The sequence below is a fragment of the Exiguobacterium sp. s36 genome (assembly GCF_018618345.1).
Lineage (GTDB): Bacteria > Bacillota > Bacilli > Exiguobacteriales > Exiguobacteriaceae > Exiguobacterium > Exiguobacterium chiriqhucha.
In genome coordinates, this window is record NZ_JACSLW010000001.1 from 107,511 (window position 1) to 133,235 (window position 25,725).

The 25,725-nt window shown below is 53.6% G+C and carries 28 protein-coding genes; 8 read left to right on the plus strand and 20 right to left on the minus strand.

The genetic code is table 11. The annotated features are described in order from the left end of the window. Window positions 1–20: 20 nt before the first annotated feature. The 3 genes from KNP95_RS00555 to KNP95_RS00565 all read right to left on the minus strand — a co-directional run bounded on the left by KNP95_RS00555 (window position 21) and on the right by KNP95_RS00565 (window position 3,279). Window positions 21–767, minus strand: a complete 747-nt coding sequence (locus KNP95_RS00555; RefSeq protein ID WP_021067650.1) for an SDR family NAD(P)-dependent oxidoreductase — start codon at window positions 765–767, stop codon at window positions 21–23. Beyond that, window positions 764–1,741, minus strand: coding sequence for an MBL fold metallo-hydrolase (locus KNP95_RS00560; protein ID WP_214835143.1), 978 nt, complete (start codon window positions 1,739–1,741; stop codon window positions 764–766). Before KNP95_RS00560 ends, KNP95_RS00555 begins: the two co-directional genes overlap by 4 nt. A 101-nt stretch (window positions 1,742–1,842) precedes the next feature. Then, on the minus strand, window positions 1,843–3,279 hold the full coding sequence (locus KNP95_RS00565) for an NADP-dependent glyceraldehyde-3-phosphate dehydrogenase (RefSeq protein ID WP_029595305.1): 1,437 nt from the start codon (window positions 3,277–3,279) through the stop codon (window positions 1,843–1,845). Between the two features lie 227 nt (window positions 3,280–3,506). On the opposite strand from KNP95_RS00565, the gene KNP95_RS00570 reads away from it, so the two are divergent. Continuing rightward, window positions 3,507–4,382, plus strand: a complete 876-nt coding sequence (locus KNP95_RS00570) for a chemotaxis protein CheV (RefSeq protein ID WP_021067653.1) — start codon at window positions 3,507–3,509, stop codon at window positions 4,380–4,382. A gap of 43 nt (window positions 4,383–4,425) precedes the next feature. Here the strand turns inward: KNP95_RS00570 and KNP95_RS00575 are convergent, their stop codons facing one another. Then, window positions 4,426–4,803, minus strand: coding sequence for an Hpt domain-containing protein (locus tag KNP95_RS00575; protein WP_021067654.1), 378 nt, complete (start codon window positions 4,801–4,803; stop codon window positions 4,426–4,428). Window positions 4,804–4,944: 141 nt separating this feature from the next. Here KNP95_RS00575 and KNP95_RS00580 point away from each other — a divergent pair, with 141 nt between their 5' ends. Next, window positions 4,945–5,880 carry a magnesium transporter CorA family protein gene (locus KNP95_RS00580; RefSeq protein ID WP_021067655.1) on the plus strand — a complete coding sequence of 312 codons (936 nt, stop codon included), beginning with the start codon at window positions 4,945–4,947 and terminating at the stop codon, window positions 5,878–5,880. Window positions 5,881–5,918: 38 nt separating this feature from the next. Here KNP95_RS00580 and KNP95_RS00585 read toward each other — a convergent pair whose 3' ends face one another. After that, window positions 5,919–7,031, minus strand: coding sequence for a PP2C family protein-serine/threonine phosphatase (locus KNP95_RS00585; protein ID WP_214835144.1), 1,113 nt, complete (start codon window positions 7,029–7,031; stop codon window positions 5,919–5,921). A 161-nt stretch (window positions 7,032–7,192) separates the two neighbouring features. Between KNP95_RS00585 and ytzI the strand changes: the two genes are divergently transcribed. Next, entirely contained in the window at window positions 7,193–7,360 is a 168-nt protein-coding gene (ytzI, locus tag KNP95_RS00590; protein WP_021067657.1) for a YtzI protein, read from the plus strand. Between the two features lie 25 nt (window positions 7,361–7,385). Here ytzI and KNP95_RS00595 read toward each other — a convergent pair whose 3' ends face one another. After that, complete coding sequence (locus KNP95_RS00595; RefSeq protein WP_029595302.1) at window positions 7,386–9,512, minus strand: DNA topoisomerase III; 2,127 nt, start codon at window positions 9,510–9,512, stop codon at window positions 7,386–7,388. Between the two features lie 124 nt (window positions 9,513–9,636). On the opposite strand from KNP95_RS00595, the gene KNP95_RS00600 reads away from it, so the two are divergent. Next, the gene (locus tag KNP95_RS00600) at window positions 9,637–10,506 is read left to right on the plus strand and encodes a DMT family transporter (protein WP_021067659.1); all 870 of its coding nucleotides are present in this window, start codon (window positions 9,637–9,639) and stop codon (window positions 10,504–10,506) included. Here the strand turns inward: KNP95_RS00600 and KNP95_RS00605 are convergent. The 3 genes from KNP95_RS00605 to KNP95_RS00615 all read right to left on the minus strand — a co-directional run bounded on the left by KNP95_RS00605 (window position 10,501) and on the right by KNP95_RS00615 (window position 14,130). After that, window positions 10,501–11,883: an MATE family efflux transporter gene (locus tag KNP95_RS00605; RefSeq protein WP_021067660.1), complete on the minus strand. Its 1,383-nt coding sequence runs from the start codon at window positions 11,881–11,883 to the stop codon at window positions 10,501–10,503. The two genes, KNP95_RS00600 and KNP95_RS00605, sit on opposite strands and share 6 nt — an antisense overlap. Window positions 11,884–11,964: 81 nt before the next feature. Further along, window positions 11,965–13,218 carry a peptidase U32 family protein gene (locus KNP95_RS00610; RefSeq protein WP_021067661.1) on the minus strand — a complete coding sequence of 418 codons (1,254 nt, stop codon included), beginning with the start codon at window positions 13,216–13,218 and terminating at the stop codon, window positions 11,965–11,967. 9 nt (window positions 13,219–13,227) lie between these two features. Next, complete coding sequence (locus KNP95_RS00615) at window positions 13,228–14,130, minus strand: peptidase U32 family protein (protein WP_021067662.1); 903 nt, start codon at window positions 14,128–14,130, stop codon at window positions 13,228–13,230. A gap of 150 nt (window positions 14,131–14,280) precedes the next feature. On the opposite strand from KNP95_RS00615, the gene KNP95_RS00620 reads away from it, so the two are divergent. Beyond that, window positions 14,281–15,075 (plus strand): SDR family NAD(P)-dependent oxidoreductase, encoded by a 795-nt coding sequence (locus KNP95_RS00620; protein WP_021067663.1) that lies wholly within the window; start codon window positions 14,281–14,283, stop codon window positions 15,073–15,075. A gap of 67 nt (window positions 15,076–15,142) precedes the next feature. Here KNP95_RS00620 and KNP95_RS00625 read toward each other — a convergent pair whose 3' ends face one another. Genes KNP95_RS00625 through rnz form a run of 7 tightly spaced genes read right to left on the minus strand, consistent with a single transcriptional unit; the run spans window position 15,143 to window position 19,797 of the window. Next, a complete protein-coding gene (locus KNP95_RS00625; protein WP_214714680.1) occupies window positions 15,143–15,463 on the minus strand; it encodes a hypothetical protein in 321 nt (106 codons plus the stop codon). 34 nt (window positions 15,464–15,497) lie between these two features. Then, complete coding sequence (locus KNP95_RS00630) at window positions 15,498–16,043, minus strand: hypothetical protein (protein WP_214835145.1); 546 nt, start codon at window positions 16,041–16,043, stop codon at window positions 15,498–15,500. Continuing rightward, window positions 16,019–16,978 (minus strand): ATP-binding cassette domain-containing protein, encoded by a 960-nt coding sequence (locus KNP95_RS00635; RefSeq protein WP_214835146.1) that lies wholly within the window; start codon window positions 16,976–16,978, stop codon window positions 16,019–16,021. Before KNP95_RS00635 ends, KNP95_RS00630 begins: the two co-directional genes overlap by 25 nt. Continuing rightward, window positions 16,947–17,615: a hypothetical protein gene (locus KNP95_RS00640; RefSeq protein WP_214714668.1), complete on the minus strand. Its 669-nt coding sequence runs from the start codon at window positions 17,613–17,615 to the stop codon at window positions 16,947–16,949. Before KNP95_RS00640 ends, KNP95_RS00635 begins: the two co-directional genes overlap by 32 nt. Then, a complete protein-coding gene (locus KNP95_RS00645; RefSeq protein ID WP_021067668.1) occupies window positions 17,593–18,003 on the minus strand; it encodes a DUF4430 domain-containing protein in 411 nt (136 codons plus the stop codon). Before KNP95_RS00645 ends, KNP95_RS00640 begins: the two co-directional genes overlap by 23 nt. Then, a complete protein-coding gene (locus KNP95_RS00650) occupies window positions 18,000–18,890 on the minus strand; it encodes a hypothetical protein (protein WP_029595291.1) in 891 nt (296 codons plus the stop codon). The genes KNP95_RS00645 and KNP95_RS00650 overlap by 4 nt, the downstream gene beginning before the upstream one ends. A gap of 1 nt (window position 18,891) precedes the next feature. Continuing rightward, window positions 18,892–19,797, minus strand: a complete 906-nt coding sequence (gene rnz, locus KNP95_RS00655) for a ribonuclease Z (RefSeq protein WP_031200286.1) — start codon at window positions 19,795–19,797, stop codon at window positions 18,892–18,894. Window positions 19,798–19,872: 75 nt separating this feature from the next. On the opposite strand from rnz, the gene KNP95_RS00660 reads away from it, so the two are divergent. After that, a complete protein-coding gene (locus tag KNP95_RS00660) occupies window positions 19,873–20,046 on the plus strand; it encodes a hypothetical protein (RefSeq protein ID WP_021067671.1) in 174 nt (57 codons plus the stop codon). Between the two features lie 44 nt (window positions 20,047–20,090). Here the strand turns inward: KNP95_RS00660 and KNP95_RS00665 are convergent, their stop codons facing one another. Continuing rightward, window positions 20,091–21,221, minus strand: a complete 1,131-nt coding sequence (locus KNP95_RS00665; RefSeq protein ID WP_029595289.1) for a M20/M25/M40 family metallo-hydrolase — start codon at window positions 21,219–21,221, stop codon at window positions 20,091–20,093. A 179-nt stretch (window positions 21,222–21,400) separates the two neighbouring features. Next, entirely contained in the window at window positions 21,401–22,390 is a 990-nt protein-coding gene (locus KNP95_RS00670; protein WP_021067673.1) for an aromatic acid exporter family protein, read from the minus strand. A 67-nt stretch (window positions 22,391–22,457) separates the two neighbouring features. Here KNP95_RS00670 and KNP95_RS00675 point away from each other — a divergent pair, with 67 nt between their 5' ends. Continuing rightward, window positions 22,458–23,537 (plus strand): N-acetylglucosaminidase, encoded by a 1,080-nt coding sequence (locus KNP95_RS00675; RefSeq protein ID WP_353048979.1) that lies wholly within the window; start codon window positions 22,458–22,460, stop codon window positions 23,535–23,537. A 93-nt stretch (window positions 23,538–23,630) separates the two neighbouring features. After that, window positions 23,631–24,395, plus strand: coding sequence for a 2,4-dienoyl-CoA reductase (gene fadH, locus KNP95_RS00680; RefSeq protein ID WP_021067675.1), 765 nt, complete (start codon window positions 23,631–23,633; stop codon window positions 24,393–24,395). 32 nt (window positions 24,396–24,427) lie between these two features. Here the strand turns inward: fadH and KNP95_RS00685 are convergent, their stop codons facing one another. Beyond that, window positions 24,428–25,015, minus strand: coding sequence for an HD domain-containing protein (locus tag KNP95_RS00685; protein ID WP_242678914.1), 588 nt, complete (start codon window positions 25,013–25,015; stop codon window positions 24,428–24,430). Then, on the minus strand, window positions 25,015–25,689 hold the full coding sequence (locus KNP95_RS00690; RefSeq protein ID WP_214835148.1) for a metal-dependent hydrolase: 675 nt from the start codon (window positions 25,687–25,689) through the stop codon (window positions 25,015–25,017). Before KNP95_RS00690 ends, KNP95_RS00685 begins: the two co-directional genes overlap by 1 nt. Window positions 25,690–25,725: the final 36 nt, after the last annotated feature.

Here is a 25,725-nt window from a genome sequence, read left to right on the forward strand (position 1 = left end):
TTTTCTCTATGTTGACGCATTTACTTTTTGTCAAATCCCCGTTTTGCGAGCCGTTCGAACATGACCGGGCACATTGCGTACAGTTTCGCGCCAAGTTCCATCCACCACGGGGCGTTCACTTCACGTTTCGACGCCTCACATGCCGCGACGACGCGTTTCGCGAGACGATCGGGATCGAGCATAATCGATTTCACACTCGCTTCGTAACGTCCACTCTTGTCGGCCCGGAGAAAAAACGGCGTCGCAATCGGTCCCGGGTTGACGGTCAATACATGAATCCCAGCCGGCTTCAGTTCCAACCGGAGCGCGTTCGAGAACTGGAGCAGCGCCGCTTTCGATCCGGCATAGACGGCCGATTTTGGGGTCGGGACTTTTGCCGCTTGCGAGCAGACGTTGATGATCGTACTGCCACGGCGCATCGTTCGCGCACAATCACGCGCGAGCAACATCGGTGCGGTCGCGTTCAAGCACATCGTCTCCTCGATGACGTCGGTCGTTTGATCGACGACCCGGTCGAACTCGCCGATTCCGGCATTGTTCACCCAGACGTCGATTGCTCCATATGTACGTTCGACTTGGGCCACGAGCGTGTCATAGTCGGTACAGACGTCGGCCACCATCCAATCGGCCGATAACTTCTGTCCGAGTTCGCGCAACCGCTCCTCGTTCCGTGCAATCAACGTCAATCGGGCACCCGACTCATAAAAAGAATGCGCCAGCGCGGCCCCAAAGCCGCTCGACGCACCCGTGATGACAATATGTCTCATTCTACGATGTCCTCCACTCTCACATAAATCCATTTTCCATCCGTCAACTGTTTGACGACGCGCCCACGTTCCTCGAGTAACGTCAACCGGGCGAACACCTCACTGAAGACGAGCGGCATCGCCCGCCGCATCTTGCGTCCATACAGGCGCATCGACCAATCGAACACGCTCAAGCCGTCCACCCAGTCGTTCAGGAGCAGTTCACTTCGCTCATAGCGCTGACTGATGCGGGCCTCAATCAATGGACGAGGTTTGTGAATCGGTTCCCCATGCCCGCTCACGACGAGCTTCAAGTCGACCGACTGCAATTTCCGCAGTGAATCGAGATACAGGACGACCGGCGAAGCGAACCCTTCCTCTTCGTACGGCTGCTCGATGAGCGGGTTCGGTTCGACCGCATCGATTAAATGGTCGCCCGCGATTAACACGCCACCCGGACCGAGCAGTCCGAGCTGGTCACTCGCATGCCCAGGCAGATGGATCGTCTTCCACGCCCCGTCGCTCGTCACGTCCTGCCCGTCCTCGAACGTCATCGTGACGGTCGTCGGACCAATCCAGCGCAACGCCTCCCGATAATCGGGCAATTTGTTCACAATCGCCTCTGGTGTCCCGAACCAGTGCGCCAAGTCGTGTAAGAACTGATTGCCCCGTTTGATGAAGTTCGGGGTCTGTTCCAAGTAGCGAACGAGCTTCTCATGTCCGTAGACGGGAATCGAGGCGTCACGCAGACGCCACGCCTGACCCGCATGGTCGGCATGATGGTGCGTCAAAAATAAAAAATCAATATCCGCGAGCGTCAACTCGAGCTCGGCCAGTTGTGTCGTCAATGAGGCCCACGCCTCTTCCGTATCCGGTCCGCAATCGACCATAAAGAAACGGTTCATGTGTTCGACGACATAAACGTTTACGTTGCCGACCTCGAACGGCGTCGGTATATCGAGTCTTGCCAGTTGGCTTGAAATCCAGTTCGCCACGTCCCCACAACCCCTTCCACCTATCTTCACTCATTATACCTGTCGATAAGAATGGATTTCAATCACACAAAAAAAGGAGAGGATTTCTCCTCTCCGATGTCTTATAGGTTGATGACTGTGACTTTATCTCGTGTCATCGTCTCGAGGCTGCGTCCAATCCCTTGAACACCGAGGCCTGACTGTTTCACGCCGATGAACGGGAAGTGGTCTGGGCCACGTTCCGTGCGGCCGTTCACTTGGACCGTACCGACGTCGAGCTTGTCGGCGACCGTGAAGGCGCTGTTCACGTTTTGCGTGAACACACTCGCTTGAAGACCGAACTCAGACTCGTTCGTGAGTTCAATCATCTCGTCGAGCGAGTTGACGCGGATGATCGGCAAGACTGGTCCGAACGGCTCTTCCCAAGCGACACGCATTTCACGTGTGACGTGGTCGAGGAGCGTCGGGTGCAAGAGGTTGCCGTCGCGCTCGTTTCCGTGGACGACTGTCGCTTGCTTGTTGACGGCATCGTCAATCAAGCCTTGGACGTAATCCGCCGACTTCTTGTCAATGAGTGGGACGATGAAGCTGTTATCGACCGGTGACCCGACCGTGAGCTTCTCGACGCGCTCTTTCAACATGCCGACGAGTTCGTCTGCTTGGTGCTCGAGCACGAATACGCGCTTAATCGCCGTACAGCGTTGTCCTGAATACGAGAACGCCCCGCTGACGATTTGATCAGCCGCGAGCGTGAGGTCTGCGTCTTCGAGGACGAGCGCCGGATCTTTCCCGCCAAGTTCGAGCACGACAGGTACCATCGATGCTTGTTGAGACAAGTGTTGACCTGTCCCGGTACCGCCCGTGAACGTGATCATGTCGATGCCAGGGTGTGACGTCAAGTAGTCACCGATGACCGACCCGCGCCCTGTGACGAGGTTCAAGAGACCGCTTGGAAGACCTGCATCTTGGAGTGCCTCGATCATCTTCACACCACTGATGGCACCTTGTGTCGCCGGTTTGAAGACGACCGCGTTACCTGTGATGAGCGCCGGTGCGATTTTGGCTGCTGCCAAGTTGACCGGGTAGTTGAATGGTGAAATCGCGAGGACGACACCGAGAGCTTCTTTCTTGATGATTGCCATCTTGTTCTTCGAACCGCCAGGGAATGAGTCCCCTTGCATGAACCCGCCCGTGAAGCGAAGACCTTCTTCGGCCGTATAGCGGATGATTTCCGCCGTCCGGACGACTTCTTTCTTCGCGTCGCTCAAGTTCTTCCCGACTTCGCGCATGATGATTTGACCGATCTCATCAACGCGTTCTTCGAGTTTGTCCGCCCAAGCGTACAACAGTTCGGCACGCTTGTTGACCGGAAGCGCCGCCCATTCCTGTTGTGCGCTTTTCGCGCCGTGAATCGCCTCGTCGACTTCGTCGCGAGACATCGCCTGGACGTGCCCGACGACTTCATCTGTATAAGGTGAAACGAGTTCGATTGTTTCGTTCGTTGTCGATTCCTGCCATTGTCCATTAATTAAATATGGATACGTGTTCATACTCATAATCTCTATCTGCCTCCTGAGTAAGCTTTGATATCTCGTTGCCACCCCCATTGTATGCAAAATCAAATCGGTTGAACAACTATAAAGATTCAGTTTATGTAATGTAAACGGTTACTCGTCAATTTTTTGTCAATTCCGCCTCGACTTTGCCACTTTCAACTGAAGATGTTCATCAAATCGACCGATAGAAGAGATGAGAGTACGTGAACTAGGAGGGACCACCAGTGAGCATGGATCATAATATTTTACTTGAGGCAGGCACGAACGAATTAGAGATCGTTATTTTCCAGTCAGGCCCGTTCATTTTCGGGATTAACGTCATGAAGGTACGTGAGATCATCACGATGCTTCCCCTCACTCCGCTCCCGGGCACTCCGGAAGCAATCATGGGATTGATTGAGCTCCGTGGTGAGGTCATGACGGTCATCGATTTACCGATGGTCATCGGACATCCGCGTGACGTCGGAGACAACGATCGCTTGATCGTCTGTGAGTTTAACGGAGAGAAATCGGTGCTCCGCGTCGATCAAGTGACAGAGATTAAGCGTATCTCTTGGGAACAGATCGACACGCCGTCTGATCTCGCACGCGGCATGCAAGGAATCACGAACGGGGTCGTCAAGACAGGCGACCAGATGATTATCCTTCTTGACTACGAGCGCATCGCCCTCGAACTGTCCCGTAAAGACATCATGGCCCGTGAATCGGTCAAACGACTCGGTGCCCGGGAGCGCTCGAACAAACACGTCTGGATCGCGGAAGACTCGGAGATGTTGCGGACGCTCATCATCGATACGCTCGATGACGCCGGCTATTTCAACACGACGATTTTCAATAACGGGAAGGAAGCGCTCGATGCGTTCGAACAGAGCGACGTCCATTGTGACTTGCTGATCACCGATATCGAGATGCCGCAAATGGACGGCTTGCATTTGACGAAACGACTCCGTGAGATGGATCGTTTCGCCGACCTGCCGATTATCATCTTCTCTTCGCTCATCTCGGACGACTTGAAACATAAAGGCGACGCGGTCGGGGCGAACGCCCAAATCACGAAGCCAGAGATTGGCATGTTGATTGCCACACTCGACGAATTTTTAGCCTAATCCGAAAAACGGGACTTCGCCTTGCGGCGAAATCCCGTTTTATTTATGATAATGCATTCAAGCGCGCTTCCCATTCTTGGTCGAAGCGGCGCATATCGGCTTCGATGTCGTCGAGAATCGGTTCAAGGTTCTCGGTCTCGTTCGTCTCTCCAGCCACTTCGAGCTGATGGAACCGGGCGGCCGTCTCGTCGAGGCCGACAGAATAGGAGGCCCCTTTCAACAAGTGGGCGAGCTGTTCGATTTGTTCATGGTTTCGTTCCAGCACCATGCGTCTCAATTCCGGGAATTTCGCCTCAAATTGGCGGATATATGTCTCGGCAATCTTTTTTAAGAAATCTTTATTTCCGCTAGCGATTTGATGGAGCTCCGCCAACTTTTCTTCGTTAAACAGAGCATTATGGGGCGTTTGTGACAACTCCATCCCTCCTTTGCTTCAATCCTACTAACATTCCTACCCACTGTAGCATGTTTTCGAGAAAAAACAAAAAAACTCCTCCTTTTCCGATTGCACTCTCCCATTCGCCTACCTATAATTAGGTTGAGCTAAGGTAGGAGGAACATTATGCTAACGATTTACCGTACCGACGCATCTGGGCGTGTCGACGAAATCGAAGACTTTGACAAAGGGAGCTGGATTCAACTCGTCAATCCGACGAAAGATGAGGCCGATCAAGTCATCGCCGCCTCCGGCATTCCTGAAGATTTCGTCTACGACCCGCTTGATATTGAAGAAAAACCACGATTTGAAAAAGATGATGAGGGCCTCCTCATGATCATTGACGTCCCATATGTGGAAGAAGACGACACAGGACGCGCCTATAATACGATTCCACTTGGGATTATCGTCACGGGACGACACTTCATCACCGTCTGTTCGCGTGACCTCGACGTGCTCAATTTGTTCGCCAACGGAAAAGCCCGTTTGTTCCGGACGAACTACCGGAGCCGGTTCGTCTTTCAGATTTTGCACCGAGTCAGCATGACGTACTTGCGCTTCCTTCGCCAAATCGATCGGCGCATGGACGAGCTCGAGCAAGAGTTGCAACGTTCGATGCGAAATCAGGAAATCTTTCAATTGATGAACTTACAGAAGTCGCTCGTCTACTTCATGACGTCGCTCAAAGCGAACGACAGCGTCCTCGACCGCATCGTCAAGACACCGAGTCTCGAGAAGCACGAGGAAGACGAGGAGTTGCTCGAAGACGTGTTCGTCGAGCACCGTCAGGCGATGGAGATGGCGTCGATTTATAACGATATCATCAGCATCAAGATGGACGCCTTCGGTTCGATTATCTCGAACAACGTCAACTTCGTCATGAAGTTCTTGGCCTCGATCACGATCGTACTTAGTATTCCGACGATGATCTCTGGAATATTCGGGATGAACGTCCAAGTGCCGTGGGAAGGACAACCAATCGGCTTTGTGTTCGCCATTACGATGATGATCGGTTTCTCAAGCCTCGCCTTTTACATTTTGTGGCGCAAGCGATATTTCTAAAAAAAGATGGTGTTGCCCGTTGCGGCGACACCATCTTTTTACATCAATTTGACTGTGACGAGACACAAGTCATCGTCGATCTCGATTTTAGGGACGAGTTGTTCGGCGACGTGACGCGCGTAGTCAAGCCCGTATGACGCGACGTCCTTCTCGAGCCAGCGGATGCCGTCGTCGATGTCTTTGCTGTAACATTCCATCAATCCATCTGTATACATATGCATCGTCATCCCCGGATCGATGTCGATGACCTTCGATTCAAAATTCGGTTCCTCGAACATGCCGACCGGGACACCGGTCGTCTCGAGACGGGTCACACCCGAGTCCGACGTCACGATGACCGGCGGATGACCGGCGTTGACGTACTCGATTTGACGCTTCGTCGTGTCGATATAACAATAGACGGCCGTGAAATAGCTCTGCATGTCCTCTCCCGAGAACAAGAACGTCATCTGACGGTTCAACTCACTCATCACATCGACCGGGTATTGTACGTTGCTGACGAGACCGGGCAAAATCGACCGAATCCCCATCGTAATCAACGCCGACGAGACACCATGCCCCATCACGTCGAAGATGATGACCCCATAGCGATCCGGTGCGACCTGGAACCAGGCATACATATCCCCGGCCAGTTTTTTAGACGGCAAGTAGAGGGCCCGGACGTCAATCTCATCGTTGCTGATGGGCGGGGTCAACGCGCTCTGTTGAATCTTTTGTGCGAGATCGAGGTCATATTGGAGCCGCGCCTCATATTTTTTGCGTTCATCGACGGCCGCTTTGTAACGGAGTGCGGAGCGGATGCGCGCGAGCAGTTCCGTGATTTTAATCGGTTTCGTCGTATAGTCGGACGCTTCAGCGTCGAGACCTTCTGCGATTTGCTTTTCCTCGGTGCGACCCGAGACCATAATGACGGGAAGTTCCTCATAGCCGCTCATCTGTCGAATCCGTTTGCACGTCTCGATTCCAGAGATTCCTGGCATCTCGACATCAAGCAGGACAAGGTCGTATAGCGACGGGGCTTGCGGGTCCATCAGGAGCGCGAGCGCATCTTCACCACTCGAGACTGAAATCGTCTCATAATCATGTTGATGCAATAATTGTTCGAGAACCATCGTATTGACCGGTTCGTCGTCCACAATCAAAATCGCCATAGTCATCCCTACTTTCTCTGTCAGTGTTCTTCTGCATATTATTGTATCATATCTAATCGCTTCATTAGGTATTTCAATGCTGTGACAGTTCGAAGTGGTTCAAAGATGGAGAATCTCGTTCGTTTTTGGCATACTGGAAGTACGAAAGCGAGGAATGCCGCATGGGATGGATATTCGCTGTGAGCGGTTTGATTATTTTGCTCGTCTTAATCGCGTCAATCGTTGTCATTCAAAAAGGATATGCCTATAAAGACAACAAGGACGACATCGTGCTCGATTACGATGAAATCAATCGCCGCATCACTGAAGAAGAACAGCAGAAAAAATAGAGCCATCGGCGGATGGCTCTATTTTTTATTTAAATTCGAATCGAAGTGCCCCTTTTTCAAGGTAGAGCGCGGCATCGAACGTCTTGTCCCCTTTTTTGAACGTGTGCACGTTCGATTGCCCGCCGTTAATCATCTGTTTCAGTTCATCTTTGGCAATTCCGACGCCGAGTACTTGTTTCGACATCGTAAACTTGCAACCTTCGCGAAAGCCGCTACAACCGATGAATTTCGCATGCTCGACGAGTCCCTTGCCACAGCTCGGGCAGACGCCGAACGATGCTTTCGGCCGCGCCGCCGACTTCTTCCCGAAACGTCGTGCTTCAATCGTATAGCCTTCCGGGTTCGCCGTCTCGACTCGCGCTTTCGCCTCTTCGACGAGATGAATCGACATCTTTTTCGCCTGGTCGATAAATTCGGCGGCCGAAGCCGATGCCTGCCCGATTTCGTTGAGACGTTTCTCCCATTTGGCCGTCATGGCCGGTGAAGCAAGGATACTGTCACCGAGCACGTCAATCAACAAGCGCCCTTTATCGGTCGGGACGAGCTCTTTCTTTTGTAGGTCGACATAGCCCCGCTTCTTCAATCCGTCGATAATATTGGCTCGTGTCGCCTCGGTTCCAAGCCCCTCGACTTCTTTCATGATATGAATCAGTTCTTCATCATCGAGCTGCTTACCGGCCACCTTCATCGCCATGATGAGCGCGCCTTCTGTATACCGTTTCGGTGGCTCCGTTTGTTTCGATAATACTTCGACTTTCTTTTCCGTCAACGGCTCCCCGAGTGTGAGCGCCGGGAGTTCGACGTCTTTGGACTTCATCTCGACGACTTGACGATAGCCGGCACTGACGACGACCGTCCCTTTTGCCCGGTACAGGTCGTCGCCGTCCATGAGGTCGACCGTCGTTTTCTCAAGCTTGGCCGGAGGGGCGAACGCCGCAAGAAAGCGACGGTTAATCAAATCGTATAGTTTTGCCTCATCCCCGCTAAGTCGGGCCACATCGCCACACGCCTCGGTCGGGATGATCGCATAGTGATCACTGACCTTTTTCGCGTTGACGTAGCGGCTGTTCCGGGACGGGTTCTCGGTCAACACGTCTTTCAACTCGGCATAGGCCGCCGACTTCAATAGCCTTGCTTTCGTCTGTGGGAACAACGTCGCCTCGTCCGGTGTGACGAAACTTGAGTCAGTCCGCGGATAACTGATCCATCCTTTCGTATATAGCTTTTGAGCGATGTCGAGCGTCTTCTTCGCCCCGAAGCCGAACCGCTTGCCGGCTTCGGCCTGCAAACCCGATAAACTGAACCAAAACGGCGGGTATTCCGTCTTGTCCTCTTTGTCAATCGAACGGACAATCGCCGTCCCGGTCGCCCGGTTGACGACCGCGTCGGCTTGTTCGCGAGTCTTTAGTTTCGTCGTCTTACCGAGCGTGTATTTCGCTTTGAACGTGCCGCGTCCTTTTTGAAGCGTCGCCTCGACCTCAAAATACGGCTCTGGGACGAACTGTTTAATCTCACGTTCGCGATTGACAATCAAAGCGAGCGTCGGAGTCTGGACACGGCCTAGCGAAAACACGTCCTCGATGCCGATCGTCTTCAACAGCGTTGTATACGCTCTTGATGCGTTCATGCCGACGAGCCAGTCGGCACAGGCGCGACTCATTGCTTCGTGATAGTACGGGACCGTCTGGTCGCCTGGTAGCAGTGCGGCGAAACCACGGTCGACCGCCTGCTCGGTCAAACTCGAGATCCATAGGCGCGACAAAGGTTTTTGATTGCCGGCGAGCCGTAAAATGAGACGGACGATTGCTTCTCCTTCCCGCTCGGCATCGGATGCGATGATGACGTCGGTGATGGACCGGTCGTGCAGCCATTTCTTAATCGTCTGGAACGGTTTCGACTTGCCTTTCGAGATGCGATAGTCGAATCGGTCCGGCACGATTGGGAGCGACTCATATTTCCAAGACTTCCATTCCGGCTTATAATGGGACGGTTCTTGCAGCTCGCATAAGTGACCGACCGCCCAGACGACGATGGCGCCTTCTGGGAACCGGGCACATGAAGCGATCTCAATCTCGTCTTTTTTCTTTTTTGATGGATACGGCGCAGCCAGTTTTTGGGCCTGCGACGGTTTCTCCGCAATAATTAATCTCATAGGATCCCTACTTTCACAGTCATCCGAAATCTCGTCGGAACGACACTTTCGAGAAAGAATGTATTTTCTTATCTATTCTATAATATCATTAGAAGAGTATGTACAACATAAAGGGGGATGTCTCTTGTCTTATCTTATCTTATTCGCCGCCGTCTTCTTTTTATCGACGAGCGTCTTGTTCGTCAAATGGACGTCCGCACCGGCCGAGACGGCCGCGTTTTACCGTATGCTGATCACGTGCCTGATGTTGTTGCCCTTCGTCGATTTCAAATCGCTCCTCGGGACACGACTCATGACGCGATATGCCTTGCTCCTCAGCGGGACGTTGCTCGCGTTCCATTTTTGGCTCTGGTTTTTATCGCTCGATTATACAACCGTCGCTAGCTCGACGCTGTTCGTCACTTCGAGCCCGATTTTTGTCTTAATCGGGAACGCCTTGATTTTTAAAAAGAATCCGACCCGGAAAGGGTTAGCCTTCTCGCTCATCGCTGTCTTCGGAGGTATGCTTGTCGCAGCAGGCGACATTCAACTCGGACGTGAAGCGCTGTTCGGGGACTTGCTCGCTTTAATCGCTGCTCTGCTCATCGCCGGCTATTGGCTCGTCGGCCAACACGTCCGGACCGAGATGAACACGAATACATACTCGTTCAGCGTCTATCTCGTCGCAGCGGTCGTCCTCTGTTTCATGCTTCTCGTCCGGGGGACGACGTTCACCGCGTTCGAATCGGTCAACTGGTGGTATTTCCTCGCCCTCGCCTTCTTCCCGACGATTTTAGGACATAACTTGTTCAACTATGCGCTCGCCCGTGTCAGTGCGACCGTTGTCAGCATCACCATCCTTGGCGAGGCATTGTGGGGCATGCTTTTCGGGTTCGTCTTCTTCGACGAGCGTCTCGGCGTGATGCAATGGGTCGGTGCGGCCGTCCTGCTCGGCGGAATTTACTTGTTCCTAAAAGAAGACGCCCGCTCCACAAGAACGGACGTCGCTTCATAAATTGGTTGCTTTCGCTTCGATTTCGTCTTCTGACGGGCGGAATAAGAGCTTGCGATCCCAAACAGCCATCCCGACCGCTGTCAGGAAGGTCATCGCATCAGCGATTGGGAACGCGAGCCAGACACCGAACACGCCGAAGAAGTTCGGCAGGATGAAGACGAGTGGAATCGTATAGAGCGTCTGCCGCGACAGCGACAAGAACATCGCGACCCGAGCCTTCCCGAGCGATTGATAGATGCCGTTGACGAGCATTTGGACGCTCGGGAGGAACGAGACGGCGAACAACACATGAATCGCCGTCACGCCGCCGGCAATCAAGTTGGCGTCGGTTGTGAACATGCGCATCAGTTGTTCCGGAATCAACTGGAGCGTCAACCAGATGATGACGGCGATGGCAATTCCAGCCCGCATTGCCGTCCAAATCGTTTCCCTCATCCGGTCGAATTGTTTGGCGCCGAAATTGTAACCGACAATCGGCTGCATGCCTTGGACAATGCCCATAATCGGCATCCCGACGAGCGCCATGAATTTATTGATAATCGCAAAGATGGCAAGTTCCTCGGTCCCGCCGTACGTTCCGAGCATGACGTTGACCCCGACGAATAAAATCGACTGGGAGACCATCATGATGAACGAAGATGAGCCGATCGCCATAATCTCCTTCAATTCGCCGAACCGTAATCGAAACTTCCGCCATTGGAAATCGAGCTCGGTGCGGCGATTTTTTGAGAAGAAGAAACGGAGCATGAGCACAGACCCGACGACTTGAGCGAGCGCCGTCGACCAAGCGGCCCCGTAAATGCCCCAGCCGAACGTGAAGATGAATAGCGGCGTCGTCACCAAGTTGACGACAACGGTCGTGAGCATCACTTTCATCTGATAAGGCGCCTGTCCTTCAGCCCGTACCATCGCGCTCGCCGCGAGTGTGAACATGAAGAACGGAGAGCTAATGAGCACGACCGATAAGTATTGTCGGCTCAGTTCCATGATGGCCGACGTCGCTCCGAACACTTTCAAGATGTCATCCAACATGAAAAAGGCGGAACTGACCGCAAAAGCGGCGAACACACCGACGAGGACGAGCACGTTCAAAAACGTGACGGCGGCACCGGCATCGTCGCCTTTGCCGAGTTTCCTTGAACTGATGGATGCCCCGCCCAAACCGACAGCGCTCGAGACGGCCATCAGAATCATTTGAATCGGAAAGGCGATCCCGATGGCAGCCACGGCAGTCGACCCGATGCCACGGGCGACGAAGATTGTATCAATGATGTTGTACAGTGCCGTCACCAGCATCCCGATCATTGCCGGTAGCGACAGTTTGAACAGCAGGCGTCCGATTGGATCGGTCCGGAGCTGCTCCGTATTCTGATTCATGCTTCCATCCCCTTTGTCGTCTATGTTAACAGGTTAGCAAGATTGGATGGAACGGTCGACTATGTTGTCTTGCCGGATGTGTCAGACCGGGCTCGGCACAGGTGTGTTCACGACGCCGGCTTTTCGCTTGCGCATGATGAAATCGGTCGCGACCGGTTGCTCGACCTTGACACGTACCGTCATCATCGCCTGGTTCGCCGTCTCGAGGCTTTCTCCCGACTCATCGTACAGCTCATCGATGCGCTGCGAGAAACGGACGAAGCCGGGACCGAAGAACTCGACTTCTTCCCCGCGCCGAAAATGGTTTCGTTGCTCGAGTGTCGCTATTTTTGTCGTCGGTTCATACGCGATGACGCGTGCCGCGAATGCATATTGCGGGATGGCGCGCGGCTTACCGAATAGTTGCTCGTTCTCGGTCGGGACGCCGTAATAGAATCCGGTCGCGAGTTCTCGTTGTGCCGCTTTCCAGATTTCTTCTTCCCACGCCGGATTAAACTCGAAGCCCTCGGGGTCATTACAGTACGCGTCGATGACTTGACGATAGACGTTACAAACGGTCGCCACATAGTGAATCGATTTCATCCGTCCCTCAATTTTCAAGCTGTCGACGCCAGCGTCGACCAAGTCCGGAATGTGACGTACCATCGCCAAGTCGACCGAGCTCATCGAGAACGGTTCCTCGTCGCGTGCTGCCATCTCGTCAGTCAACAGTTCGTCCGCCTCAAAGAATCCGTACTTCCAACGGCACGACTGGGCACAGCCACCCCGGTTCGCATCGCGGAGCGCCATATGGTTCGATAAGGTGCAACGTCCCGAGTACGAGATGCACATCGCCCCATGGACGAACGTCTCGATTTCGACATCGACTTGCCGTTTCATCTCTTTGATTTCTTCCATCGATACTTCGCGGGCGAGAACGATTCGCTCCAATCCTTCCTCTTGCCAAAAGCGGAGCGTCTCATAGTTCGTCGCTGACGCCTGCGTCGACAAATGGACCGGAAGTCCCGGCGCATCCGTGAGGCATACCTCAATCATGGCCGGGTCGGACACGATGACGGCATCAATGCCGATATCGCGAAGCTTGCAAAAGAACTCGCCCGCGCCATCGATATCGCCTTCATGGGTCACCATATTCGCGGCGACATACACTTTTGCCCCGCGCGCATGGGCGAACGCGACGCCTTCGGCCATCTCGTCATACCCAAAATTGCCGGCCCGAGAGCGGAGTCCGAACTGTTGTCCCCCGATAAAGACCGCATCGGCCCCATACAAAATCGCCATCTTCAATTTTTCTAAGTTGCCGGCCGGTGCTAATAATTCTGGACGTTTTTTCATCTCAATCCCTCACTTGATCTCTTCTGGATTTCGTAACAATAGTCCCGTCCCGAGCCGGAATTGTTCCGGCTGCAGTTCGGCGAGACGCCGTTCCATGACGAGACGGTCGAATCGACCGTTCAATAAATCTGAGCGGGCCTTATCGAACAAGCGGACGATATCAACGAATGCATCACCCGCGTGCCAACCCTCGAGCTTCCACGTGTGTAGGCCGCCTGTTATTAAAGTGGGCAGTTGTCCCATAAGCGTCAAATCCTCAGAGAACACATGCGTCCCGTTTTCGTCTTCATACACCGGATAGCGGCTGTCCGCATCCGATGGTTCGCTCACATAATATTCGCGTGCTTCTGCCAACGTGTTCGATCGGCCAATCTCATTGAAGTAGTTCGTCAAGAGCGGACGTTTCGAATGATGGATACACGTCGGTCCGTACACTTGGACTTCGACCGGCAATCCGATTTGCTGTTGAATCAGCCCGAGTTCAGTCAACGTCACTTCACGGGCCGCGATTGCCCCGATCGCATCGCGTTTGCCCCAAAATTGAATGTGTCGGGCCGACGTGACGAGCGTTTGAGCATCATACCAATAGGGGATATTTGCATTACGGATTAAGCGGATGGCGCCCGGGTCACCGGCCGTCACACTGTCAACCCCGATTGTTTTTAAAGCCGATAAATAGTCAGGCAGCGTCTCAATCTGATGATTGTGCATCAAATTATTGACGGCGACGGTCACTTCTTTGCCATAACGGTGGGCAATCGCTGTGACTTCTCGCACAGCCTCCAACGACCAGTCTCCCTTATGGCGTAACCCGTATGTTGCTTCTCCGATATAGATGCGGTCAGAGCCCGCCATAATCAGCGCTTCTGCTTGCTCGACGCCCTGTGCTGTAGTCACTAGCTGTATCATCATCTGGTTTCTTCTCCTCACTTTGTGAGTCTAATCACATATTCTTGCTATACTCTAGCATACGTTTTGACGTCGCGGCCGAGCAGGAATTTAACAACTCGTGAAGAAATCAGTAACAATGTATGACTTTTTATATCGAAGGAGTGGACGATTTTGACAAAAACAGCCTTAATTACTGGAGCCTCGACAGGAATCGGACTCGATCTTGCCGTGTTAGCGGCCCGGGATGGATTTGATTGTATCCTCGTGTCTCGCAACGAGCCTCGGTTGCACGAATTAAAAAAAGTACTGGAGAAACGTTACCGTGTCAGCGTACACGTCTTCGCCCTCGATTTGTCTGAACACCAAGCCGTAAAACGATTGACGAGTGCAATCGCCGATGCCGGACTGACGGTCGACTTTTTAATCAACAATGCCGGTTTCGGAACGGCCGGCGAGTTTATCGAGCTCGATGCCGAGACCGAGGCCGAAGAGGTCCGTTTGAACGTCAACGCCTTGACCGAATTGACGAAAGCTTATTTGCCGGGCATGGTGGAACGGAATCATGGCTATGTGTTGAACGTCGCATCGGTCGCCGCCTTCCAACCTGGTCCGTATATGGCGGTCTACTACGCGACGAAGGCCTACGTGTTATCGCTCACCGAGGCGCTCCATGCCGAAGTGAAAGGAACAGGCGTGCACGTGAGTGTCCTCTGTCCAGGTCCAACCGATACCGGATTCTTCAATCGGGCCGGCAGCGAGATGATGGTGTCAAAAATGCCGTCTCATCTCGTCGCTTTCTTCGGCTATAAAGGCGTCATGACCAACAAACGCGTCATCGTGCCGGGTGTGTCGAACCAACTGCTTGTCGCCGCGGCCAAGCTCATGCCACGCGCAGTCAGCCTTGAGATTTTGCGCCGCTTCCAAAAACCATCAGATGCTGGATCGGAAGACGTCTCGACGATTTAACCCATGTATGCACGTTAAAAAAGGAGGAGGTCCCCCGGGGGACTTCCTCCTGCTTTATGTGATTTGATTATGACCGCGCCAACTGAATCATGCGCCGGATGAGTGTTATGCCCGGAATACACACCATCAGTGTCGTCGCCACGACGACCGACCAAGCCAAGGTGCTTTCGAGGGTGAGCGCCCGTTCCGTCAGCCCGCCGAGGACGCTTCCACCTTGGACGGACAAGACGATCATGAGTGCCGGCCAAACGCTGGCCCCGAGGATACTGAGCATCCCGTAGCGCGTCCGTAGCAGCCGACGTGACATCAAAAACAGATTGAGCCCCATAAACAACAGTCCGATGAAAAGAAACCAACCGATTTCAACCAGATTGACGTATCCGCTCATGCACGTGTCACCTCACTCGTGTGATACCTACTTGTTACCCGTCTTCCCGCACAAATATGCGAACGAACAAGTCATGCAACAAGATGAGGAAGACGGCGTTCCCGATGCCGTGGGCCACATCGAACGGTAGACTGAGCACGAGCAGTTTGACGAAGTCGGCCCCGATGACCTCCGCGAACGAAAGATTGGCCGTCCAGCCGAAGAGAAAACCGGCCCCCAGACCTACTAAAGCTAGGAGCCACCGCGAGTGACGAAGCAGTGGTTTAAGTAAAATGACGACGAGTACGACGAGAAGCCATCCTAAAAATTGAAACAAGACGAACGGACCGAGTCCGAGCAACAGTCCCGATAAAATCGGGACGAACAACGCCAGCATCGCGGCGCTCGTGAACCCGAAATACAAGGCCGTCAACATGAGCAACGCCGTCGACGGTTGCACGTTCGGGATGGCCACGAATAACCAGCGCCCGATGACGGCAAGCGCGAGAATCTGTGTCAGAACGGCAATCGGGATGTCCGTCCGCTCAAATCTTGACATGATCGCCGCCGCAATGATTAGGATGAGGACGTATGTGACCATAGCGCACTCCGTTTCCTATACTCGGCTAAATCGCCATCGAAGACAATCGTACCGTTCGACAGGCAAAGGATGCGGTCTGCCGCCTGAATCAGTTGCTCATCATGCGTCGCACACAAAACATGTGCTGTCATGGCTTTCTCGGTTAACGCTCGTTCAAACTGAGAGCGCTCTTGCTCGGTCAAGCCCACGCTTGGCTCATCCAACAAGAACAGCGAAGCTTCAGAATCGAAGACGGCCTGCAGTTGAGCGACGCGACGATTCGCCGCATGCGGGAACGGGCCGTACTCTTGCTCGGCCGGTAAATAAACCGGCCGCTCGCCCCATTTAACCTTCCCATACAAGGGACGCACGCTTTTGGCAATCAATTCGAGCAACGTCGATTTCCCGCTCCCGTTCGTTCCGATACAGATGGTCAGTCCTGCCTGCTTCGCCTCGTATGACACATGCTCGACCGCATAGGAAGCCTGCAACGGATGGCGATAGGACACGTCCGTCACGACAAGTTGGGGCTGATTCATGGTCGGATTGACGTGAAACGGGTCGGATGGGGTATGTTCGCGCGCCCTGTCCGTGTATGCAATCCGAACGCCGAGCCCGGTCAACCTGCTGAGCAACATCGTCAAATGCTCGACCCGAAACCGATCCAAATGTCGAAACGGCTCGATTAAGACAATCGCCTCGGATGAATCGGCCAGTGCGTGAGCGATTCGGACGAGTTGCCGTTCCCCACTTGAGCACTCGTCGAATCGCTTATGAAATAGATGATCGATTTGAAGAATGGCAGCCAGTTCGGCTCCTCGCAGGGCGTCACTCCCAGAAATGAGCGATGCGACTTTCCCAGCAAGCGGAGTGTCGAGGCGAACGACTCGCGCTTGTTCTTCCCTCACCCACTCCTCGAATTCATCACGTCCGTCTGCCAAGGATAACCAACGCATCGCGCACCCCTCCCTTCGTCAAATATGGATACAGAAGCCAAACAACCGGTGTGACCATAGCCGCAGTCGCCCCGAAACTAGCGAGGACGAGGCATTGGCCCCAGTCATGTCGTTCGAAGCGTCTCATCCGATTCGTCACATATACCGGCTCGAGGCGTTGGCTGTCGATACCGACGACGACGGCCTCTTGCCAGTCACGTCGCGGATGACTGGCCAACGATAAACGGACCGCCCGTTCCATCGTCGGGACGAGCGCCCAACCGCCGTACAGCAACCTTGTCGAACGAGGCCATTTGTTCAAGAACGGCAATAAACGCTCGAGGCGCATGAATCGATTGACCCAAATCATACCGAACAAAAAAGTCGCGAGTGGAATCAATTGATTTGTGACACCACCGACCGAAATCCTCCAACCGAGAACGAATGGGGCAAGTGAAATCAATAAGAACGCGAGGATAACACCGAGCATCGCCAGTGGAAACCGTCGTTCCATCAGTAACAAACCGAACAGACCGAGGAGGAGCCAAATCGAGTCATTCAAGTATGTCAACACGTACAAATGGACGAGTAAGAAGAAAAGGAGCGTGACCGGATGTCTGCGCTCCCAATCTGCCTCATTCGAAGAAAGAAATCGCATCTTCTTCAAACCGCCATTGAATGATGTCGGTCGATTCGACTTCTTTGGCTCCGGCGCCTTCATCGCCCGGGCTACCATTGAAGGCGTAAACCCAGCCTGAGGATTGTCCGGCCGACTTCTCTTCAATCCCGTCAACGGCCGTGACATAAGTCATGTCTCCGTCGCCGACCGATTCAATGTCAAGCTCGGTCGCTTCAAGGGCATCGAGTACCGTCGCCCCTTCTTCTAAGCAGACACTCTTCTCATTGAACAGCGTCTCTTCGGTCGCCGCATTGTAAACAGAAATCGTCGGCTCGACATCACAAGCCGCTTCCTCGGTCGATGTCGTATCTCCTCCGCATGCGGTCAAAAGCGGGACAAGTAAACTCATCAGAAGCAATTTTTTCATAAATCAGTCAAATCCTCTCGTTGATGGATAGAGTAGTTGTATAGAATCGTGTATTTCTCACCCGTCGTCCGCCCTTGCTGGCTCAATCCCGACAATTGAATGCTGTTGGCGAGCACCGGCTCGCGTTGCAACCAGAACTTGACGAGGCGATTATCCCGATTGATCATGAGCATCGATTCGTTCTCGAACGTGTACATGTCGTACAGCCCATCGAATGAGAACTGGAGGAACGGGGCATCGACTTGTGTCGTGAATTCAGACCAGGCCGGTTTCCGGATCGCGTCGAGCATATGTTCAAAGTCGACGAGTTTCTCGAAGAACGCACTTCCCGAGTCCTTATTCAGTTCATCGACTTGACGATACGTCAGCTCGCCCGATTCGTCGTAGTTGATTCGAATCTGTTGATACGAATTTGCGCGTTCGACCATGAGCAAATATTCGAGCGAACGGAGTTCACCGTCCTCGCTGAAAATCATTTTGCTTCGGTCGAGTTTGATGGACTCACTGTTGATCCGGCGCAGAATGTTGTCCGTCATCTCGTCAAACGTCTCGTCTTGAATCGACACCGTTCCAATCTGTTGTGACTCGGCCCGGAATTCAGATTGATCAAAGAGTGGGACGAACAAGAGGACGATGAAGAAAAAGAATCCGACGAGCGCCCCGTACCATTTATAGCGGCTATTGCGTTTCGGGAAGAATAAGAACGACATCAGGAATCCGATTGGAATATGAAAGCCACCAATCGGGAATGAAACGATCCCGAGCAATGAGAAAAATAAAAATTTGATAAGAAAGTTTGGTTCCGGTTCTTTCAGTTGATTTAAGCGTAAACCTAGCAACGTACTGATGACGAAAAAGCCTAGCCATACGTATAGTTGTACTGTCACGTTAATCCCCCACTGTAAACTCGAAGAAGTCAGTCGCTACATGGCTGTCTGGAAACACGGTGCGCACTTCATCCACAAACGCCTCGTCTCGACCTTGATAGCGGGCCGAGATATGCGTGACAATCAAACGGCCAACTTGCGCCGTTTTTGCGAGCGTTGCCGCCTCAACTGTCGTCGAGTGGCCGTATTGACGGGCGAGTTTCGCCTCTGCTTGCATGAACGTCGCTTCATGAACGAGCACGTCGACGCCAGTAGCGAGGATGGCTGCGTTCGGACAAGGGACCGTATCGCCTAGAATCGCCACGACCGGTCCGGCAACCGTGTCAGTGACGTATTCTTTAGAGGCGTACGTTTTCCCTTCAAACTCGAACGTGTCAGACTGCTTGATCGTCCGATAAATCGGTCCGCTCGGGATGCCGAGCGCCTTCACTTTTTCGACGAGCAATGCGCCCGGTCGTTCCGGCGCTTCGATGCGGAATCCATAAGACGGAAAGCGATGTTCAAGCCGTCTGACCGTGACGATGTGCCCGTCCTGTTCGAACGTATCGCCGTCCTCGTACTCGACAATCGTCAAATCATAGCCGAGATAAGAACCGGTTACTTTCATCGTCAACTCGAGCCATTTCTTGATGCCTTTCGGTCCATACAAGGTGAGCGGGCTCGATCCGTCGAGCGCCGAGCGCGTCGACAGAAACCCGGGCAGACCGAAGACGTGATCCCCGTGAAGGTGTGTCACCCAGACGGCTGAGACTTTGCGCGGCTTGACTTTCGTATGCAACATTTGGTGCTGGGTCGCCTCGCCACAATCGATAAGCCACGTCTGTTTCGCAAGCGTAAGTGCCAACCCCGAGACGTTCCGTTGTTTCGACGGCATACCGGAGCCAGTTCCTAAAAATTGTAACTTCATAAATAATATTGTCCTTTCTTGTCGTCCATTCCATGCTATACTGTAGGCAATCGTTGAAAAAGGATGTGATCCGTGATGAAGAAAGTTGAACATTCCGACTCGATCTATCAACAGATCCGGGAACGGGCGACTTCAATGAATCGCAAACACCAACAAGAATTAGGCACCTCAATCCTCATTCACGACATAGCGATGGAACTTCACTGTTCAGACGAACTCGTTTTAGAATCGTTGGAGTTCGCCGCATAATAGCTCGAACACATAGGAAGAGCCGACATCACGTCGGCTCTTTTTCATTTCGTTTTAGGTGTCGCGACGAGCTCGACAATTTGAACGACATATTCAACCAACTTGTACAGTTCGACGAGTGGCATACGCTCGTTCGTCGTATGAATTTCTTCATATCCGACAGCAAGGTTGACGGTCGGAATCCCACCGCCGGCAATCACGTTGGCGTCAGAACCGCCGCCCGAATGCAAGATTCGAATTGGACGGCCAATCGCTGTCGCGGCTGCTTTCGCCACTTCGACGACTTCGTCCCCTTCTTCGAACTTAAAGCCTGGGTACATGATGTCGATGTCGACTTCCGCACGTCCGCCATGTTCTTCAGCTGCGTCAAGATACGCTTGTTTCATCGCTTCGGCTTGTGCTTCCATCTTTTCATGAATCAATGAACGCGCCTCGGCGAGGACTTCGACGTAGTCGCAGACGATGTTCGTGGCACGGCCGCCTTCGAAGCGTCCGATGTTTGCCGTCGTCTCATCATCGATGCGACCTAACTTCATCTTCGCGATTGCTTTCGCCGCGATTTGAATCGCCGATACACCTTTTTCCGGGGCTACACCGGCATGAGCCGTCTTGCCATAGATTTTGGCGTTCACTTTCGCCTGAGTCGGTGCTGCGACGATAATGTCGCCGACCGGGCCATCCGAATCGAGCGCGAATCCAAACTTCGCATCAATTTTCGAAAGATCGAGCACTTTTGCCCCGACGAGCCCAGATTCTTCTCCGACTGTGATCACGAACTGGATTTGACCGTGTGGAATCGCTTGTTCCGTCAACACGCGAACGAGTTCGATCATCGCCGTCAATCCGGTTTTATCATCCGCCCCGAGGATGGTCGTCCCATCCGTCACGACGTAACCGTCTTGAATACTCGTCTTGATCCCTTTACCAGGTGTGACCGTATCCATATGCGCCGTGAAATAGATCGGGTCGACGCCTTGTTTCGTCGCCGGTAGCGTAATAATCAAGTTGTTACCTGAATGAGCCGTTTTCGTCGACGCATCGTCTTCATAGACGTCGCATCCGAGCTCTGTGAAGACCGCCTTTAAATGCTCACAGATGACTGCTTCTTCTTTCGTCTCTGAGTCGATCCCGACCAGTTGTAAAAATGTGTCAAGCACTCGTTTCTCGTTTACCATGAAAACATCCCTCCATCCAAACATTTCTAGGTTATTATAACAAACTCGTGCCGTTTGCACGAACCTTTTCCATTCTGTACAATGAGGACAAACACATTTGGAGGAACGTCATGAGTAAGAAACAGAAAAAGCGTCAACGCATCATTCAAATCGGTGTCGTCGTCATCGTATCCATCTTTTTATTGAGCACGTTTTTGTCCGGGGTGGCCATGTTCCTGTAACAGCAGGATATACCGCTCTTTTAAAATCAAGTAGCTTTTCACGTCCGACAAAATATTTAATAACGATGAACGTACCTCAAATTCCTCACGCGACGTGGGGAGGGGTACGTTTTTTCGATAATGCTCAATCGTCTCTTCGAGCTCCCGTAGGAACGTCGAAGCGTCGGCCCGTTGGTTGACGTTGTCGCCGACGCGCCGAAGGAACGTCGCGACCGGTTTGGCCTCATTGACGACCATCGTGATCTCCCGTGAGTTCTCGGCGATGCGCTTCAAGATGTCATATTGCCGCTCCCGCATTCGGAAGTACAGGTAATCCATGTCCTCGTTCCGCTTCCCAATCGAGTTCCCCATGCGACGGAGCGCGAGGTCTTTCCCTTGTTTCAAATAATCCCGCGTCTTCAAGAGCATCATCGAATGGTCGTTATAGACGCCCGTCTCGACACAGGCGGCCACATCATAAAAGTGAACGGCGAGGGCCCGGTCGATATTGTCTTTGATGCGCTCGATCTCTTTATCAAGTGTCGGCATATACATGTTGACGACGAGTCCGACCCCGACGCCGATGGCGATCAATAACAGCTCGTTCACGAACAAATCGAGCGAGAACTGCCCTTCCGTATATAGATGGGTCAAGATGACGACACTCGTGATCATGCCGTCCTGCAGTTTGAGCTGTTGAACGAGTGGGATGAACATGACAAAATAAAGTGTGAGCGTCGCCGGTGAATAACCGAGCAAGGTGAACATCAATGCCCCCATGCCGATTGCAATCAGGCTGGCCATGACCCGCTCATAGGAAGCCCGAAACGACTTTTTCCGTGTCTCCTGAATACTGAGGATGGCGATGATGGCTGCGAAGACGTAGTAATCGAGATGAATCGTCTCGGAGATGAGCATGGCGATCCCGGCTGCTGCCGCCGTCTTGAGCGTACGTGATCCGATTTTCATAAAATCTCCTCCTCTCTCACAAAATTGTTCACTAGTTTGTTCCGTTTGGCAATCCATATGTTTGGAAGTGATCGTATTGAAAAGAAAAAAACGTGGCGTGATTCCCACGCTGCTCACGCTCGCCCTCGCCGTTTTAGGTTTCCTTTGGCTCCAAGACCGTCCGAGCGGCTCGTATACCGTTCAGACCTATGACAGCGGGGACGTCTCGACCCGATCATTTGAGTCACTCGACGAGGCGCGGGACTATATGGAACGTGGGGGCAACCGGGCCCTGCTCGATGCGTCAGGCGACGTCATCGACTTCATAGGTACCGGTATCGCCGTCACCCCGACCGACCGAATCACGAACTTGTATCAAGACGCCGAGTTTAAGAAACGGCAGTCGTATGTCGCCGGTGGGACCCGCCTCCGTCTCGTGCAGACGGCCGACAAGCATTTGTTGGTGAACATTTCCGGCGCCGACGTCTACGTGAAGCCGGCCGACATGACGCTTTATCCAGACGCCGTCGTCGAGCGTCGCGGCTTCTATCAGATGCGGGACGGACAAGTGTTCCATACCGTCGAGGCGAACGGCAACTTGGCCGGGACGTTCCTCGTCGGACCGGCGCCGCAACAGTCGTCCGACCGCTATTATACGGAGGACGTGCGCGACGTGTTCGATTCGCCATACCAGTTCGCCTCGATCGCGTCGAAGGCACCGTATTCGGCTCGCGAGCTCGACGCCTTCCTCGGCTCACTCGACGACAGCCCGCTCGCTGGTAAAGGCGACGCCTTCAAAGATGCCGAGGCAGAGTTCGGCATCAACGCCTTGTTCCTCATGGCCGTCGCCGGACACGAGTCCGGATTCGGTACGTCAGCCATCGCCCGGGAAAAGAATAACTTGTTCGGCTTCCAGGCGACCGACAACGACCCGAGCGGAAATGCGGCCTCCTATCCGTCTGTCGAGGCGAGCATCGATGCGGCGGCTCGTTTATTCGCCGAAAAGTACGTGACGGGCGCCTATGACCGAGGACCGTTCCCTGGCAATAAACAAGAAGGCGTCAACGTCAATTACGCCTCGGACCCGTATTGGGGCGAGAAAGTCGCCGGGAAGATGTATCGCATCGACCGTGAACTCGGATTGACCTATTTAGAGCAGTTGAAGTGATGGCCCAACGGCCGTCACTTTTTTTGCAGGAATCCCCCCTTCGCTGAGCGAATACATAAACTGAACGACCATTCATTCCAAAGGGGGATTTGTATGAAAACGATTTGGATCACAGGTGGCTCATCGGGGATGGGCAAGGCGATGGCGCTAAAATTCAAGACCGAGGGCTGGAACGTCGCCATCAGCGGCCGCAACGAGGAGCGGCTACAAGAAGCAATGGGCGAACTGGAGACCATCGGGGCCGGAGCGGCGATAGCCGTGCAACACGATGTGCGTGACTATGAGGGGTGTGCCGTTGCGCTCGATCAAATCATTGAACGGTTCGGTCCAGTGCACGCGCTCGTTAACAACGCTGCCGGTAATTTCGTCTGCCCGACGCTCGACTTGACGCCGAACGGATGGACGAGCGTCATCGACATCGTCTTGAACGGGACGTTCAACTGCACCCACGTTCTCGGCAAGCATTGGGAACGGGAGCAACTGCGTGACGGCTCCATCATCAACATGGTCGCGTCGTATGCCTGGCAAGCGGGCGCCGGTGTCGCACCGAGCGCGGCCGCCAAGGCCGGTGTGCTCAATTTGACGCGAACGCTCGCCGTCGAATGGGGATATCAGTTCGGGGCGCGTGTGAACGCGATTAGCCCGGGGCCAATCGAGCGGACAGGTGGAGCCGACAAACTAGCCGTCCACGTCAAAGAAGTCGAGCGCATCCGCCGCAATGTGCCGCTCGGACGGTTCGGGACACCGGAAGAGATTGCCGACCTCGCCTTTTGGATGGCGTCGGACGAGATGCGCTATTTGAACGGGGAATGCATTTCCCTTGACGGTGGCCATTGGCTAAATAAACATCCGTTCTAACCAAAAAACGGCCGAGAGATTCCTCGGCCGTTTCATATGTCTTGCCCTGTCCATTCCGCTTCGAACCGGTCCAAAAAAGTAACCATGAACGCGTGGCGGTCCCGGGCGATTCGTCTCGCCCGTTCCGTATGCATTTGATTCGCGAGCCGGAGCAACTTCTCCTCGAAATGAGCGATCGCGCTTTTCGAGTCACCCTCGCCGTGGAGGCTATTGCCACGTGCGCCGGCAAATTGGAACGTCCGGGCGATGCCGATTGCCCCAATCGCGTCGAGCCGGTCGGCGTCTTGCAGCATCGCGCTCTCACGTGACGACGGGGACCGTCCTTTTGAAAAGGACGACTCGTCAATCATCGTCAGGACGTGAGCCCGTTGTTCGGGGTCGATCGGTAACGTGTCAAGGTGACGTGCGACGAGACCTTTATCACGTCCAAGCTTCTCATCCTCGACATCATGCAAGAGCGCCGCGAGCGTCAAAGCGAGACCGTCGACCGCTTCGCCTTCCGCGAGATGCGTCGTCAAACGGCGCACGCGGTCGAGATGGGCCATATCATGGCCGGTATGGTCTCCGGCATGCAGCTTCGCCACGTACCGTTCGGTCTCGAGCACCGCTGGATGCATCATCAAATCTCAATCGTCGTGTTCGGCTCAATCAAGAGACCACGTTGGTGCAATTGATCGCAGAACGCCCGTGCGTCTTGTTTGATGGGCGGGAACGTATCAAAATGGATTGGGACGACTCGTTTCGCTTGGAGCCAGTGCGCCGCATCGAGTGCGTCGACCGGTCCCATCGTGAAGTTATCCCCGATCGGGAGGAAGGCGACGTCAATCTCGAAGCGTTCGCCGTACAGTTTCATATCCGAAAATAGCGCCGTGTCCCCGGCGTGGTACACCGTGAGTGTGTTCGTCTCGATGATGAACCCGCCCGGCATTCCCATATAGACCGGGACGTCGCCCATGTCGAGACTCGAGCTATGGAACGCCTGCGTCATCGTGACGCGGCCGAACGCGAACGAATGGCCGCCCCCGATGTTCATGCCGTGGACCGAAAAACCCTTCTTCTCATAATATGTCGCCAGCTCGTGTGTCGCGACAATCGTTGCGCCCGTCTGTTTCGCAATCAATTCGACGTCTTCGATATGGTCAAAATGGGCGTGGGTGAGCAAGATATAGTCTGCTTTGACACTCGCCGGGTCGACGTCCGTATGCGGATTGCTCGTCAGGAACGGATCGATTAAGACGGATGTCCCGTCGATATCGAGTTGCACGGTCGCGTGGCCATAGTAGGTGATCTTCATTGAAATCCTCCCTTTCTGGTGTCAGATGGATCGTTT